The organism is Paenibacillus sp. alder61 (genome assembly GCF_020179875.1).
Lineage (GTDB): Bacteria > Bacillota > Bacilli > Paenibacillales > Paenibacillaceae > Fontibacillus > Fontibacillus faecis.
Genome location: NZ_JAIUDG010000003.1, coordinates 139751 through 155936, shown reverse-complemented (window position 1 = coordinate 155936; position 16186 = coordinate 139751). Strand labels below are relative to the sequence as shown.

11 protein-coding genes are annotated in these 16186 nt (G+C 44.2%); 10 read left to right on the top strand and 1 reads right to left on the bottom strand.

Annotation, left to right across the window (positions count from 1 at the left end; genetic code table 11):
- Nucleotides 1-96: 96 nt before the first annotated feature.
- From LBW89_RS04255 to LBW89_RS04225, 7 genes are read left to right on the top strand one after another with little or no spacing between them, the layout of a single operon-like run.
- Nucleotides 97-1281 carry an acyl-CoA dehydrogenase family protein gene (locus tag LBW89_RS04255; protein ID WP_225038596.1) on the top strand — a complete coding sequence of 395 codons (1185 nt, stop codon included), beginning with the start codon at nt 97-99 and terminating at the stop codon, nt 1279-1281.
- A complete protein-coding gene (locus LBW89_RS04250) occupies nt 1274-2236 on the top strand; it encodes a methionine ABC transporter ATP-binding protein (protein WP_225038595.1) in 963 nt (320 codons plus the stop codon). Before LBW89_RS04255 ends, LBW89_RS04250 begins: the two co-directional genes overlap by 8 nt.
- A gap of 1 nt (nt 2237) precedes the next feature.
- Nucleotides 2238-2900: a methionine ABC transporter permease gene (locus LBW89_RS04245; protein ID WP_225038594.1), complete on the top strand. Its 663-nt coding sequence runs from the start codon at nt 2238-2240 to the stop codon at nt 2898-2900.
- A 41-nt stretch (nt 2901-2941) separates the two neighbouring features.
- Nucleotides 2942-3811, top strand: coding sequence for a MetQ/NlpA family ABC transporter substrate-binding protein (locus LBW89_RS04240; protein WP_225038593.1), 870 nt, complete (start codon nt 2942-2944; stop codon nt 3809-3811).
- A gap of 47 nt (nt 3812-3858) precedes the next feature.
- Entirely contained in the window at nt 3859-4218 is a 360-nt protein-coding gene (locus LBW89_RS04235) for a tautomerase family protein (RefSeq protein WP_225038592.1), read from the top strand.
- A 17-nt stretch (nt 4219-4235) separates the two neighbouring features.
- Nucleotides 4236-5240 carry an aldo/keto reductase gene (locus tag LBW89_RS04230; RefSeq protein WP_225038591.1) on the top strand — a complete coding sequence of 335 codons (1005 nt, stop codon included), beginning with the start codon at nt 4236-4238 and terminating at the stop codon, nt 5238-5240.
- Nucleotides 5237-6655, top strand: coding sequence for a Sapep family Mn(2+)-dependent dipeptidase (locus LBW89_RS04225; protein ID WP_225038590.1), 1419 nt, complete (start codon nt 5237-5239; stop codon nt 6653-6655). Before LBW89_RS04230 ends, LBW89_RS04225 begins: the two co-directional genes overlap by 4 nt.
- Nucleotides 6656-6774: 119 nt before the next feature.
- Here LBW89_RS04225 and LBW89_RS04220 read toward each other — a convergent pair whose 3' ends face one another.
- Nucleotides 6775-7323: a hypothetical protein gene (locus LBW89_RS04220; protein ID WP_225038589.1), complete on the bottom strand. Its 549-nt coding sequence runs from the start codon at nt 7321-7323 to the stop codon at nt 6775-6777.
- Nucleotides 7324-7778: 455 nt separating this feature from the next.
- On the opposite strand from LBW89_RS04220, the gene LBW89_RS04215 reads away from it, so the two are divergent.
- The 3 genes from LBW89_RS04215 (at nt 7779) to LBW89_RS04205 (ending at nt 16182) form a co-directional block, all read left to right on the top strand.
- Nucleotides 7779-8648 (top strand): phosphorothioated DNA-binding restriction endonuclease, encoded by an 870-nt coding sequence (locus LBW89_RS04215; RefSeq protein WP_225038588.1) that lies wholly within the window; start codon nt 7779-7781, stop codon nt 8646-8648.
- A 1305-nt stretch (nt 8649-9953) separates the two neighbouring features.
- Nucleotides 9954-12560 (top strand): DrmE family protein, encoded by a 2607-nt coding sequence (locus tag LBW89_RS04210; protein WP_225038587.1) that lies wholly within the window; start codon nt 9954-9956, stop codon nt 12558-12560.
- A 19-nt stretch (nt 12561-12579) separates the two neighbouring features.
- Nucleotides 12580-16182, top strand: a complete 3603-nt coding sequence (locus LBW89_RS04205) for a helicase-related protein (protein ID WP_225038586.1) — start codon at nt 12580-12582, stop codon at nt 16180-16182.
- Nucleotides 16183-16186: the final 4 nt, after the last annotated feature.

The window sequence follows — 16186 nt, the reverse complement described above, 5'->3', positions numbered from 1 at the left end:
ACAATGCGTGAATCGCTTTTGGACATTCAATTTCGGAATCCCGGCTGTTATAGTTTTAAAAAAAGTTTAACCAACGCATACAAGGGGGTGCAGCCAATGCCGTTAGAACGGCAGCAACTGGGAACCACAGACAAACAGCAGGAATGGCTTGCCCGATTGGATGCCATATTGGAACAGCACGCGGCGGGGACTGAAAAGGCGGATGCCGAAAACGACTTGAATTACGGGTTGATCTCCGATTTGAAAAGAATCGGTTACCCGGCCTTGGCGGTGCCGTCCGATTTTGGGGGCGGGGGCATTTCTTTGACCGATTTCCTCGCGTTCCAGGAGCGCATCGCGCAAGCCGATGGCGCTACAGCGCTGGCGATCGGTTGGCATATGAGCACCGTGCTGCAGTTGGGAGCCGTTCGCCCCTGGAGGGCAGCGGATTTTGAAGCGCTGTGCGGGGAGATCCTTGGCAGCGGCGCTTTGATCAACCGGGCCGACTCGGAAGGGGCAACCGGAAGCCCTTCGCGCGGCGGAGTTCCGCAAACTACGGCACAGCGCACGCCGGACGGATATATCATTACCGGGACGAAGCGGTTTACTTCGCTTGCGCCCGTTCTGGATTATTTCATCGTCTCGGCCTTCGAACCGGAAACGGGAGGAGTATCCGATTTTCTGATCCCGAAAGGGACGCAGGGATTGTCCATTGACCGAACCTGGAATACGGTCGGCATGAGGGGGACGGGCAGTCACGATTTGGTGCTGCGGGATGTGAACGTGCCGTTTGCCGCGAAGGTCATTGAAAGGAACCATTCCAGGGTGTTCCAGCCTAATCCGTACATTTTGTTTATTCCGGCGGTATATCTGGGGATTGCCGAAGCGGCACGAGATGAAGCCGTGCGGTTTGCCCGAAGCTATCAGCCGAACAGCTTGAAGCATCCGATCGCGAGTCTTCCGAATATTCAGCAAACGTTGGGGCAGATCGAGCTGGAAATTTTGTCGGCCAGACACTTTTTATATTCGGTCGCCAGGCAATACGAGAATCAGGAGTTTGATTCCGTACAGGGGTGGGACGGTGATTTTGGCGCCGCCAAAATATTGGTGGTCCAGAACACGCTGTCGGTCGTTGACAAAGCGATGCGGATCGTCGGCATCCACGGCTTGTCGTTATCGCATCCGCTGCAACGGATGTACCGCGACGTCCGGTTCGGGCTTCATAATCCGCCGATGGAGGACGCGGTTCTAAGACAACTCGCCGTTCGGGTACTCGAAGGCAAGGGGAATGTCCATGATTGAAATTAAAAATCTATCCAAAACGTATGACGGAAAGCCGCCGGTGCTTCAGGGCATCCAACTCCGGATCGAAGCCGGAGATATTTACGGCCTGGTCGGCATCAGCGGGGCCGGTAAGTCCACTCTGCTGCGGTGTATCAACGGCCTTGAGGGGTTTGACTCCGGCTCGGTGACGGTCGACGGCACCGATATTCAAGCGTTGAACAAGAAGCAGCTACGGCTGCTTCGAAGCCGGATCGGCATGGTCTTTCAACAATTCAGCTTGCTGGAGCGAAAGACCGTGTATGAAAATATACGGTTTCCGGTCAAATGCCTGCACTATAAAGTCAAAGACTTGGACCAAAAAATTCGCGAGGTCCTGGAATTGGTGGAGCTTTCGGATAAGATTCACGCGCTTCCGCGAAGTTTGAGCGGAGGGCAGAAGCAAAGGGTAGCGATTGCGCGCGCCTTGATCACGAATCCGAAAATTCTGCTGTGCGACGAGGCTACCTCCGCGCTGGATCCGAACATCACGCAGTCGATTTTGGCCTTATTGCGAAAAATCAATCAGGAGCTCGGCATTACGATCGTCGTCGTTACGCACCAGATGTCCGTCGTGAAGCAGATCTGTAACCGAATGGGGGTACTGAGCGAAGGAAAGTTGAAGGTGGCCGGCGACGTGCAGGATATTTTCCTGAACAAACGGGACATGCTGGATGATTTTATGGGCGAAGAGAGCAACGGCAGCCGCTCGGAGCGGCAAACCCATCTGGAAATCATTCAGCGGGTTGGCGAAAACGAGGATATCCTCTCGGATCTTGCGATTCAGTCGGGAGTGAAATTTGAGGTGGTTTGGGGAGGCCTCAACAAGTACCGCGATACGGTGGCCGGATCATTTACAATCCGGGTCAGCGATGAAGACTTCCCTGTCGTCGAGCGGCACTTGCACAATCGCGGCGTGGAATGGAGGAAGATATAGGATGTATGAGTATGACTGGCAGACCATGCTGATGAAAATCATATTGCCGGGCCTGCGCGAAACGATCTTCATGCTGGTGGGTTCGTTCGTCGCCAGCGTCATTTTCGGATTTCTTCTGTCGCTGGTCCTGATCACGACCGATCCGAAAGGACTTCGCCCGAACCGGGCCATTTATGAGACGATCAGCGTCGTGATCAACGTCCTCCGTTCCATTCCGTTCGTCATTCTTATCATCGCCATCATCCCTCTGACGCGTCTGATCTGCGGTACGTCGATCGGGATCGGGCCCGCTATTTTTTCCATTGCCGTAGCGGGGTCGCCCTTGATCGCCAGATTGTTCGAAAACTGCTTCAAGGAAATCAATCCGAGTTTGGTCGAGGCCGCGAAATCGTTCGGCGCTTCGGACTGGCAGATTACGTACCATGTGATCGTGAAGGAGTCCATTCCGCTTGTCGTCTCGCAAATGACGTTTGCCGTCGTTTCGATCCTGGGATTTACGGCGATCGCCGGAACGGTCGGATCGGGCGGATTGGGGGCTGTCGCGTTAACCTACGGCTACCAAAACTTCAACGATCAGATCATGTACAGCACCTTGTTGATTCTGATTCTGATCGTCGAAATTTTGCAAATTTCAGGAAATGTACTCTATAAGAAAATCAAATGAATGGATCTCCAACTACAACACGATGGAAAGGAATCGACCCGATGAAAAAACATACAACGATTATTCTGCTTGTCACAGCTTTGATATGGAGCGCTGTTCTGACCGGCTGCTCCAATAGCGGCACAAAGAACGCGGCGGCGTCTTCTTCCGGTGAAGCTTCCTCCGGCCAGGAATCGAATAAGCCGGATCACAAGAAAATCGTCATTGGCCTCCTTGCGCGAGAGCAGCCGGATGTTCAATTTGTGGCCGACAAGCTGAAGGCGGAGGGGTATGACATCGAAACAAAGGTATTTAACGACAACATCGCCCTGAATACGGCTACCGAGGATGGCAGCTTGGACGCCAACTTTTTTCAGAATAAGCCTTACTTGAAAAGCTTCAACGAGAGCAAAAACACGCACCTGGCGGCGTATGGCCCGGAAATCTTCACTACGCCTGTCCTGTTCGTCTCGAAGAAATATAAATCCATCGATGAGCTTCCTGAGGGAGCCAAGGTAGGTATCGCCAACGATTCGGTGAACCGGGCAAGGGAACTGCAATTGCTTGATGCCAATGGGCTCATCAAATTGAAAGAGGGCGTCGACCTGCCGACCCTGCTGGACATTGAGGAGAATCCGAAAAAGCTGAATTTTGTGGAAACGGACCCTCGAAACCGCGTCGGTATTTTCCCGGACCTGGATGCGATGACGGCGCCTGCGATTACGGTCTATCAAATGAACGATCCGGAAGTGGTGAAGTTGTTCGAGGAAACGAAGGAAGTCTACAGCAATTACGGCGGCGTTGTTTTCGTCGTGAAAGAAGGATATGAGAATACGGAGTGGCTGGACAAAACGATTGCCCTCATGACGTCGCAAGAATACGCCGACTGGCTGCTGGAAACCTATCACGGGGTTAAGCAACCACTGAACTAATAGACGTGCACGCATCATCCAACAATAACACTCAGGAGGAATATAAAATGGCAACTGTAATTGGCGTTTCCAACACGGAATTGGCAGGAGAGCAGCTGGAACAATTTATCGAGGTGATCGGCAACGCCGTAACCACTTCGCTGGGGCTCCCGGATCATTTGAAGAGCGTGTCGCTTCATCAGCTTCCCAAGGCCTACGCTACGAAAAGGTCGTACGAGGAAATCACCTTCTTCGTGTATACGGCTCCCAAACCGGTTGAAGCGAAGCGGGCGCTGGTCCAAAATATTCAGGCGGCGGCGGACGCGTTTTTTTCGGGGAGTTCTTATACGACGATCGTCATCGTTAAAGAACATGCTGACGAAAACGTCGGCGTGGGCGGTGTTCTCCGATTGGACAAGCAGGCTTAAGGAAGGGGGCGTTTCGATTGGAATATAGGGAGATTGGGCGTTCCGGCATCAAGGCTTCCGCGGTCACCTTGGGAGCATGGGGGATAGGCGGAGGTTTTCAGTTTCCGGATACCGACGACAACGAGTCGATCCGCACGATACACGCCGCGCTGGACGCGGGAGTCAATATTATCGATACGGCGCCAGTTTACGGTTTTGGGCATAGCGAGGAAGTTGTAGGCAAAGCGATCCGGGGAAGACGCGACCGGACCATCCTCTCGACCAAATGCGGGTTATGGTGGGGCGATGAGGAAGGAAGTTATCGTTTTACTTGGGACGGCCACCGGGTAAAACGCAATCTCAGTCCCCGCACCATCCGCGTGGAGGTGGAAGAGAGTTTAAGACGGCTGAATACCGACTATATCGATATCTATTATACGCATAATCCGGCGGTCGAGCCGTTTCTGACGCCGATCGAAGAAACGATTGGAGTCTTGACGGATTTGAAAAAGGAAGGCAAGATCCGGGCGATCGGGGCTTCCAACTGCGAGCCGCATCACATCAACAGTTATTTGGAGCTCGGTGAAATCTCTATGGTACAGCGGCGCTACCACATGCTGTCGCGTGAAGTGGAGGCGGAAATCCTGCCGCTTTGCCAAGCCAACGGCATCGGCTTTCACGCCTATTCCCCGCTGGCCAATGGGCTGCTAACAGGGAAATACGACAGGAATTATAAGGCACCGGAAGGCAGCTCCCGCGCAGGCGATCCCTTGTGGGGACCGGAACTGTACCCCGCCGTGTTGGAATTTGTGGACGGTTTGGAGGATATCGTCACGGGGCTGAATTGCAGCCGTACCAGCCTGGCGGTCGCCTATTTGCTGGCCAAAGGGGAGCATATTAACGTTATTTTCGGAGCCCGCAAAGAAAAGCACCTTCAGGATCATCTACGCGGTGCCGAGCTCAAGCTGTCCGGCGAACTCGTGACGGAAATCGACCGCCGCATCGACGCCTTCTACGCCCATGCACAGGGGATCGCAAGATGACCGGGCCCCATGAAGCCGTTACCGACGCCCTCGTGGACGAGTGGATTCTTGCTCATCAGGCGGAGATGCTGGAAGCGATGAAACGTTTGGTGCGCATCCGTAGTGTGGGGGAAGGCTTCTTCCCCGAACAAGCCCATCCGTTCGGCGAAGGCTGTGCGCAGGCGGTGGATCTGGCGCGCGAACTGATCACGCTGGCCGGCCTTCAGGCCAAAGAGCATGACTATTACGGTATTTCCGCAGTTTATCCGGGGAATAGCGAGCGTACGATCAGTTTTTTCTCCCATCTCGACGTTGTGCCGGAAGGCAGCGGCTGGTCTTTTGACCCCTATGATCCGTTCGTAAAGGATGGATACCTGTTCGGCCGAGGCGCTGCGGACAATAAAGGGGCCGTGATCGGCGTGCTTTATGCCTTGAAATTTCTGCGAGACCATAACCTCCGGCTGAACCATACGGTAACCGCGTTTTTTGGGTGCAACGAAGAGTCCGGCATGCGCGATGTCGAGCATTATTTGCGGTCGGATACGCCTTCCTTTTCGGCGGTGTCCGATGGTTTCTTCCCGCTGGGGAACGGGGAAAAAGGCATATTGACCGCGGACTTTGTCGCGGATGTATCCGGCAGCAATTTGCTGTCGTTCACGGCCGGCGAATTATCGAATGTCGTTCCCCATTCGGCTTCGGCGGTCATCCAGGGCTTCCCGGCTTTGGAGGTGCAGGCCGCGCTCGGCGATGACTTTGCGGTCACGGAATCCGCGGACGGACTTTTAGTCCGGACGGAGGGGATAGGAGGGCATGCGGCTTTTCCGGAAGGGACGATCAACCCGATCCCCAAGCTGGCGAAGGCGCTGCTGGAATGCGGGTTGTTGACGGGGAAGGCCAGGACGGCGGCCGCCTTTATCGCCTCCGCCTTTGCCGACTATTACGGCCACGGACTTCATGTGGATGCCGAAGACGAAGTATCGGGGAAAACGACGCATACGACAGGCCTTGTCCGTTTAACGGAGGGCAAACTGGTCGTTAACGTCAACCTCCGGTATCCGGTGTCGGCCAATGCTCAGACGTTGATCGATCGTATGCGGGAGAAAGGGGCGGCGTATGGATTTTCGTTAGCGAATATCGAGGATAACCCGCCTTTCTATATTCCCGAAACGGACCCGATCGTTCGCAGCCTCGCCGATTTGGCCAATCAACGGCTGAAGACCGACCTGCCGACCTATGTCATGGGAGGCGCCACGCACGCGCGCAAACTCCCCCATGCCGTCTCGTTCGGCCCCAGCCGCTCCGATATCGGAAATCCCTTCCCCGCCGGAAGAGGGAGGCCCCATCAGCCGGATGAAGCCCTGCGGTTGCAGGATATTTGGGACGGTATCAAGATCTATATCGATGCTGTGCTTTTGTTGGATAAGATGGTCGATTGAATGAAGAGAGCCCTTTCCGCGCGGTTGGGTAACCGGTGGGAAGGGCTTTTTTTGCTGATGGGGAGGAAGTAGTGGGCCTCATGTTGGGAACAAGCAGGAGTACAATGAAAGTACATGCATCATTCCAAAACAACCGTTCGGTCACCATGTAAGGTATGGAAAATAACCGTAGTTTCATTAACCCAAGTAGGACTTTTAACATTAAGCACTTCAAGATCACCCTTCTCCCGAGAATCCCGAATCATGATTTCAAAATCCATGCCATCCAGTTTCTTGACGATCAACCCCATGAAAGAGCTTTTGTAAAATTCATAATAATAGGTGGTTTCCCCTAAAGTAGCCGATCGGTGAGCAATCGTAAGCCTTTCTTGGCCTAGTGGAGAGCGAATAGAATCATGCTGCCAAGACACTACAGAATTCAAGATAAAAATCCAAACGAAATATATACCCAGCACAAAAGCAAGGATGGAAGGCAAAATATACATCCACCACTTACCGAAACGAAGGGCAATATACATTAAAAAGCCTACATTTAATAGCAGCGGAATAAAATACCCCGTTCCTTTAAATAAAATAAATTCATAACTATGGGAATACACCAAATATAAAAGAATATCGAAAACTACTAAAAATACAGCGGCAATCAACAGGTAGTGATTTTTCCTCATAAGTTGGCGTTCCCTTTAGAAGCAGCCCCAAAATACCTCATACCAAACAGTCTCCTATTCTCCCTTGGAGGAAATATTATACATTGATTATAACGTGCCTTGTTTATTTTTGTTGCTCACTGGAGAGGAAGACGAGGGAGATGGGCCAGGGACGTGAGGTCTTTGGCCCTTTATATGCTGCACATTCGAACAAAAAGTGGGGGGAACTAGAAATTTCGCCGAATTCTGCTTAACGAAATGAAGGAGGCCGCATTAAGCGATCAAGATGACAGCAATGAGAAGTGTAAAGTATTTTAACATAATGTAATTTATTTTATTTATAACCGTTCGTGTTGTTGTTCGAAAATGACCCACAGTATGACGAAAATGCTCTATTTATTTATAATTGAAATCGGAACTACGCAGGAGAGACTCTCAATGAGGCGGTTAATTTAGAATATATGAGGGAGAAATCAATGGAAGCGTCTGAATTAATAGAAAAATTATCCAACCTATCGATTTGGAAGAAGAATGGGCAGCGGGCCCCGCATAAGCCTTTATTGATTCTTCTTGCGTTCGCTCAGTTGCAGCAAAATAATAGGAGTTTGTTATATGAACTTGTCCGAGGGAAACTGAAGAGGCTGCTGATCGAATTCGGTCCGTCTAGGAAGTCATATCATCCTGAAGAGCCTTTCGTTCGGCTAACTACTGACGGGATTTGGAGATTATCCGAGACCATTGATAAAAGGCATTTTTCGGACAAAAAGCTTGTAAAGGACCGAGTTGAGGGTGGATTTAATCAAGAGGTGCTGTCACTTCTTCAAAACAATGATTCTCTCATTCAGGAATTATCTGAACTACTATTGAATGAACATTTTCCGGAGACAATCCATCAGGACATTCTTGATGAAATTGGACTTGATTTTCCTGTAAAGAAAAAGCGGAAGCGTGACCCTGATTTTAGAAATAGGATATTAAAAGCTTACGAGTACAGCTGTGCAGTTTGCGGCTTTAATGTCAGACTGGGGCATAATTTAGTGGCTGTTGACGCGGCTCACATTCAATGGCATCAAGCCGGCGGACCCGATACGGAGGAGAATGGGATAGCACTATGTTCTTTGCATCATAAATTGTTTGACCGCGGTGTTTTTACCATAACGGAGGAGCGGGAGCTACTCGTGGCAGAACAGGCCTACGGAACGCATGGGTTTGAGGAGTGGCTCATGCGTTTTCACGGTAAAAAGGTACGTTCTCCAATAAATCCGCTATACATACCGGAAGAAAAATATATCAGTTGGCATGTTCGTGAGGTATTTAGAGGGCCAGCAAGGTACCGTGTTATATGAGGAGCATAATAAGGGATAAGAAAGATTTAATCTGGGAAGCAGTATTTGATGAGGGGTGAGATATTGCTATATATCGATAAGCAATGTTTGGCGAGATTAAATAAAGCGGGTTATGTTAAACCTTACCAAGGTAATGGTCCTTCCCCTTTCCCACTATGATTTTTATGACTTCAATGGGATTGAGTGGTCTTTAGGTGGTCAACTGACGAATGAAGGTACTATTCTAACCCCACGAGAAGTTTATGAACGAGGGACGTTACTACCAATTATTACAGATTTAATGAATTGGCTAGAAGTTGAAGGATTTAAGTTCTCCATTACATATAACGTAACGGCAATGGTTACAGAGTGATAGCACAAGATAAAAGTGGTAAGGAGTATAAAGGTAAGGGGGGACTTTACCATATGCCTTAACTTCAATCGTCGAAAAATTATTACTAAGTAGAATGACATAATTAGGGGGATCTTGTGGGCAAAAGCCTTCAAGGTCTTTTCTTTACCTCCATTGCCTAAGTTGTCGTCTTTATGTTATACAAATCAGGCAGGATTTTCCTGAAATTTGTCGAATATAAACCTTTAGCACTAGATCTCTGGGCATGGGGAAATGTTTAGCAATGCGAGTCTCATCAAGTCTGGCTGTTTCGAGACGTCCTTAGTCTATCGTGGTCTCAAGGTTGAAGATTATGATTGGGGAGATCAGAGAGGTTTGAAAGGGGAACGGTATTCTTGCAGCCACTGCATCGCAAACACCGCCAACTCTTTTATCATAACATGTCCTAAGAGGCTGGTATTTGATTATGGATTATGCCCATTCCAAACGTGTCCCTCACCGAAAGCTGTTACCCAAGTCAGAGTGGCATTTGCTTGATCGTTATCACCAAGATACTGAGGATCGGCAGCCGAATTTTCCGTCTATTGCGGTTACTCCAGCCTTGGACGAATAAAAAACCACGACTACGGCAAAGCAAAGCCGTAGTCCAGATGAGATTGTATGGTGCGCTCACGCCTTTTGATCACAAGGCGGCCGGACATTGCTAGTATACCGACTAATCTTATTCCTTATGGACTAATGTTGTTCCTATGCCATTTTTATCCATCATGGGAGTCTGCCTAATCATATATCTGTCTTAAGTAACGAGACCTTTGGGGTTTATTTCCTATAAAAGTTCGTTTGGTGTGATAGTATGTCTACAAAAAGAGGAGTTATTTGTAATTTGAAGTGAAGTAGAAAGTTTCAACGTTGTTTGGTTACGTCTCACTGAATATTTCTTTAGGGCTTTAAATAGTAAAATGGAGTTGATTAACATGTCTGAAATTGGTTCAATCCTTAGATCTGCTTACGATAAAACTTCGTTTATTTTAGATGAAAAGTACCTGAAAAAAAATGAGTTTATATCACACTATATAGAAGTGATAATAGGTTTGCTTTCAAATTCTAATAGAGAGAGAGGAGTTGTATTACATCAAGGCACAAGAGTCCCCCTTTATTTTGCAATTGTTCTTGCTGGGTTTAAAGCATATTTATCTGACGATAGTGATAACACTGCTTTCCTAGATGACCTTAATATAGGCGATTTAGTCTTATATGAGAACAAAAGGGGGATCTATCAGGGGAGAGATCCTAATGGAAATATTATTATTGTAAATAAAGATAGGGGTGGCATTTCAACTACTAATTATGTTCCCATAACTCTAGCAAATAAAGTACAGCCCTATTATGGTGATGGGAAGGTTTTAGACGGTCGTGGCATTAAGAGACAACGAAATGTTTCAGGGATTATTTCAGAGTTGTTTGGAATTAAAAAACAGGAGATTAAGAGTGTTATAAATAAAGGGGTTGTAATAGTTTGTGATAGATTTGAAGCTGATGAGATATTTGGGAAAATGGGCATCCTTATAAATGGAAAACAAGTTAAAATGTGCGAATTGTTCCCAGCTGCATACATTACAACGAATGAAGTATACCATTATCCAGGTAATGTTGCAAAGGCCGATCCTGTAATTCGTTTTGTAAACAAAATTTCATTGGCTAGGGAATTGGTACTGGAGGATAAAGGTATTTGCACGCTTATCGTTTCCGATTTAAGGTATTTTTTTAATAGTACATCCGAACTTGCTAGTATATATGAACGCAGTTCACTAAAGAGTATTATCTTGCTTGGAGAGATATGTAAAGGGGTAGGCTCACAGGTTATTAATGAGTTAGATAATCTAAAGCCTTTTATCTGGACCAGGGACGTATTAGCAAATTATGAAAATGGATATATTCAGGAAGAATATATTCATGATGAGAGTAAGCAATTACAACGAATAATAAACAATCACATTAATCTTGAACAAGAAGTTATTCAAATTGAGGGACCTTTTTCAGCTGAGGAATTTCTCCAATCTAAGAAAAACTTGCTACAACTATCTAAGCAACCTGACGAAAGCGGATTACTAGTTAATATAGTGAAAAGGGCCTATTGGTTGATTAATCTCCTCGAAAGATCTTTTTTTCCTATTTCTGTTATGGAGCAAATGATTTCCGAAGGTCAAATAAATGCACCGTCACCAAACTCAGAATTTGTTGGACTAGAATTGAGCCAAAAACAATATCTTGGAACAAATATAGCACCTCAATTAAAAATTATCATAGAAGAAATTAGTCGTAAAATGTCCGAGATGAATTATAAAAATCCAAAGTTTGATTATTTGCTTGAAAAAATAATTAACAGTAAGTTTGATCAAAAAAAAATATCAATTATTTGCGCAAAAGCATACTACCAAAGGATTTTTATTGAAGCTGCACCTTGGCATCTAAGAGACATTATTCAAAAAATTGATTTTTTTACTCCTAATAAATATGATTCATCAAAACTTTATCATAATGTTTATGTTGTTGGGGTATGGGACTGGTCGCGCTTAAATCCGCTCTTAATTAGTAATACTAGATCAGTATCATTTATATTATATGCTAATGAACTCAATAGATATCATCAAGCTGATAAGCACACAAAAAATAGACTTGCTGAACTCAACAGCAAGAATTCAGTGCTTAGAGATAATTCAGGTAGCTCAGTTTATAACTATGAAATTCTGGCAAACTCCGATTCCGAGTTTGAAGAAAAATATATTGAAGATCAATTGCAGACATTAACTGAAGCCTTTTCTTTATCCATTTTTAGTGAGGAGTATGCAACCTCTTCAAGTACAGTCGGGCAGTCGTCAGAAATAGTAAAAATAGCCTTTTTAGAAACTGGAGAGAAAATACTCTTTACGAGGTTTTATACAGCATATATTTATAATATTGATAGACAATTAGTACAAGAGACGGATGTTAACTCATTAAATGAAGGGGACTTATTAGTTTTTACTAGTTACGATAGTGGTACACGGGATATTGTCGAAAAAATAATGGATATTATTCTGGAGAGCGATAGTTGCAGCGAGAAGTTTAGAGAAGCTTATCGAAAATCTAAACAGTGGAAAATCTTACTTAGAGAATATATTAATAAAAGACATGTAAGCTACAAGCAGTTGTCAGACATAATGGAAAAACTAGGGGCAACAAAACATGAAGTTACTCTTAGAGCATGGTTAGATGAAGAGAGTCATATTATTGGGCCGAGAGACATCGACTCGTACAGAATTATAGCAAAAATATTACAGGATCCTGAGATGCTATCGAGTCCCGAGACCTTTTTCCAATCAAGCAGAGAGGTAAGATCTATGAGGGTAAGAGTTTTAAAATATCTTGGAAAAAATATTATAAAAACGCATAACAAAAAAGAAGATGTTTATGATGAAATATTAAGTTTGTTACCAATTGATCTTACAAAAATGTCTAGAATAGTTCAAATAGAAAAAATCATTGATACAGAAAATCTACTAGTACCATCTCATTTGGCTAATAGACCAGTCCAAATCTAAAATTAGGGAGTTGTCATCTATGGAAGAATTGTTAACAACGAGGACTCAGTTAATAAACGAACTAAGGAAAGAAATATTGGGGCCAGGTTCTGAATATTCAATTCCTTATGAAGATTATGAAATTATAACCGATTTACCCGAGACTAGGTATAGTGTAGGTGTACTGTTTCCGCAAAAAAATCTAATAAATGCTGAGAATAGTAATGAATTTGTACCTAAAATACCCAAGCAATTTGAAATTGATCAAGACAATGATATTCCGGTAATTCCTGTTTTTGATGAAGATATTAAAGAAGAACAGAGTTACTTTGGAAATGTTGCTGATGAGTCGGATAATTCTTTGGATGAAGATATAAGTTTATCGATGCAAAACATGCCTTCTTCAATGGGAATTACCTTTTTTGTAGAAAGTCATGTAAAGGAAATGATCGTTAACATATCTTTTGGAACTTATAGAAATGCAGTATTAGAAGATTGCAAGATTCCATTCTACCCGGAAGGTGGAGATCAATATGTCCTTCCGAATAAAGTGAATTTTTTAGTTGAATATGATCGTGACAACAAATTACTCATACTAAAAAACCGATTGACCCCAAAGGAAGTTACTCAAATAAAACAGAGTGAAGAGATTCATGATGAATATCTAATTGATTGCCTTTACAGATTAAGCGACCAATTTACCAAGGGGTTTGTTAGGGTCCCACATAGTTTACCTGTTACAATTGATTTTTCAGACAATGGGTATTTTGAAACAAATAAGTTGGATAATGAAGAAATTAAATGTGTAGCTCTTAGAAAGGTTACCCCTGACGGAATACAAGCAATAACTATTTTATTAGTTAACATGAATACGGGCGGGTATAACGGCACTAATTCTTTCTTTCAACCCAAGATTCTCATTGATTCTAAAATAAACAAGGGGCTCAAATTTGAATGTTACTCCAACCGTGAGTATTCCGACAACGGCGATTTGGAGGAAAAGGGATTAGATCTTCTGTATCGCAATAAAAAGGTATATGCAACCGGACATGGAGTATCTACTGATTGGAAGGTAACTGACACTGGTGAAGGGGAGATTTGGTCCGATTTTATGCCAATTTATGAAGTGCCTCAAATGGATTTTAATATAAAGGATACAAGGGTCGATTCCAGTACATTCTCAATGAAGTTTTTATCAGATTTAGATAAAACGGAAAAATCAAAGAAAATTAGTTTAATGAAAAATCTAGTTGAAGCCTACTCTTCTTGGATAACAGAAATTGAAAAAACGGGCTTATCACTTGACAAAAGGTATAGAGAGGCAGTGATACACCATATTAAGGAATGTAGAGAATCTTGCGAACGAATGTATTATGGTCTGGAGTTATTGGGGAAAAGTGATGCAGTTTATAATGCATTCCAACTAGCTAACAGGGCTATGTTTATGCAACGAATCCACTCCGCTTTTCAGAGAGAAGATCATTACCCTAACGATGAAAAATTACATAATAAATTGACCGAATTAAATTATTATAATGAGGACGATAAAAATCACAAATGGCGTCCATTTCAGTTGGCCTTTCTTTTAATGAGTTTAAGGTCTATTGTAGAAGAAAATTGTTCCGAAAGAGATTTAATTGATTTGATTTGGTTTCCTACAGGTGGAGGGAAGACTGAAGCTTATTTAGGACTTACCGCATTTACAATCTTCTATCGACGCCTCATTCATCTTTCAAGTTCTGCCGGGACTACGGTTATAATGAGATACACTTTAAGGCTTCTGGCAGCCCAACAATTTTTGCGGGCTAGTACTCTTATTTGTGCTTGTGAATCAATTAGAAAAGACTGTTATGGTAATAAATCCCAGTATCCAATGTATAAGCTCGGCAATGAAAAAATTACTATTGGCCTTTGGATTGGAGGTTCTCATACTCCAAATAAAAATGAAGATGCTAAAAAGTGTCTTAATGAACTTCTCAAAGCCAATAGCAGTAATCTTCGAGAAGTAAAAGATAAGCATAATAAATTTCAATTATTAAAATGTCCTTGGTGTGGTACTAAACTTGTTAAAGATCATGATAAAACTGGAAAGAATTTAATTGGCAGTTGGGGTTATTTAATGAAAGATAAGAAACGGTTTTTAATGTTCTGCCCACAGGAAGGTTGTGAATTTGAAGCAACGCTACCAATTCAAGTTGTGGACGAGGAGCTATACGAAAATCCACCGACTCTACTATTCGGTACAGTAGATAAGTTTGCAATGTTACCTTGGAAAAGTAACGCTGGAAGTTTTTTTGCTTCAACAGATAAGAACAGAACACCTGAATTGATTATTCAAGATGAACTACATTTAATTTCCGGACCATTAGGAACAATGGTTGGGTTATACGAAACAGCAATAGATGCTTTGAATAGCGCAAAAGGTGTGAGGCCTAAAATTATTGCATCCACGGCTACGATACGTCGAGCTAAAGATCAATGCTCTAATTTATTTAATCGCGATGTCAAACAGTTCCCTTCTCCGGGAATTAATTCAGATGATTCTTTTTTTGCTCGAGAAGCTAATATCAAAGAGAAGCCTGGGCGAATTTATATTGGAATAATGCCCTCCGGAAAGACTAAAGCGATGATGGAAGTTAGATCAATCGCCGCGATACTCCAGCGTGTTCATATGATGAATGTTCCTTATGAAGTTAAGGACAAATATTGGACGTTGGCTGTTTACTTTAATAGTCTACGTGACTTAAGTAAATGCTCAACGCTAGTCGATGATGACGTCAAAGACTTCATAAGAAGGACTGCACAGCGCTTTGGAAACAGGAAATTAGCTAGACCCACTGGAGCGGCATATGAATTAACAAGTAGAATCTCAACATCTCAATTGAACGAAACCCTTGAGAAGCTTGAACAAGTTGTTTATAGCGAAGAAAACCAAAAAGATAAGAAATATCCAATAAACGTATTACTTGCGACAAATATGATTTCGGTGGGTGTTGACGTTGCTAGATTAAATATAATGTTACTTGTTGGGCAGCCGAAATTAACAAGTGAATACATCCAGGCTTCTAGTCGTATTGGAAGAACTCACCCTGGGGCGGCATTTGTATTATACGATGGTGCTAAAAGTAGAGATAGATCACACTATGAGCAATTTAGAAGTTACCATGAATCGTTCTATAAATTTGTAGAACCAACAGGTGCAACTCCCTTCTCAAAACCCGCTCGTGATCGAGCCCTCCATGCGGTTATGGTGACCTTAATGAGACATAAATATAATCTCACCTCTGATAATGCGGCTGCTTATTTTCAAAGGGACGACAAAGCTATAAATGAGATCGAAGAATTTATAATTTCACGAGTCAATGAGATAAGAAGCCGGGCCGAGATTCATTTAAGGGATGAGAGCAGTGTTATTTTTGAGGAAATGGAAGAATTTTGGGATGAATGGGAAGACCGTATTAGTCGATCTGTAGGTAATAACTTTTATTATGGGGATAGATATTTATTGCAGGACCCTCCATCAGATACAAAGAGGCTACTAAAAGCGTTTGGAAATAATAGTTCGGATTTTGCTAAAGAAACTCTTACATCAATGCGGAATGTTGATAAGAATGTTACAGCAGGTTTAATTATTTGGGAGTGATAAT

What these genes read in the sequence shown, in the direction of transcription:
- LBW89_RS04240 (WP_225038593.1), top strand. Translation starts at nt 2,942, where the DNA reads ATGAAAAAACATACAACGATTATTCTGCTTGTCACAGCTTTGATATGG.
- LBW89_RS04205 (WP_225038586.1), top strand. Translation starts at nt 12,580, where the DNA reads ATGGAAGAATTGTTAACAACGAGGACTCAGTTAATAAACGAACTAAGG.
- LBW89_RS04220 (WP_225038589.1), bottom strand. Translation starts at nt 7,323, where the DNA reads ATGAGGAAAAATCACTACCTGTTGATTGCCGCTGTATTTTTAGTAGTT.
- LBW89_RS04215 (WP_225038588.1), top strand. Translation starts at nt 7,779, where the DNA reads ATGGAAGCGTCTGAATTAATAGAAAAATTATCCAACCTATCGATTTGG.
- LBW89_RS04255 (WP_225038596.1), top strand. Translation starts at nt 97, where the DNA reads ATGCCGTTAGAACGGCAGCAACTGGGAACCACAGACAAACAGCAGGAA.
- LBW89_RS04210 (WP_225038587.1), top strand. Translation starts at nt 9,954, where the DNA reads ATGTCTGAAATTGGTTCAATCCTTAGATCTGCTTACGATAAAACTTCG.
- LBW89_RS04235 (WP_225038592.1), top strand. Translation starts at nt 3,859, where the DNA reads ATGGCAACTGTAATTGGCGTTTCCAACACGGAATTGGCAGGAGAGCAG.
- LBW89_RS04245 (WP_225038594.1), top strand. Translation starts at nt 2,238, where the DNA reads ATGTATGAGTATGACTGGCAGACCATGCTGATGAAAATCATATTGCCG.
- LBW89_RS04225 (WP_225038590.1), top strand. Translation starts at nt 5,237, where the DNA reads ATGACCGGGCCCCATGAAGCCGTTACCGACGCCCTCGTGGACGAGTGG.
- LBW89_RS04250 (WP_225038595.1), top strand. Translation starts at nt 1,274, where the DNA reads ATGATTGAAATTAAAAATCTATCCAAAACGTATGACGGAAAGCCGCCG.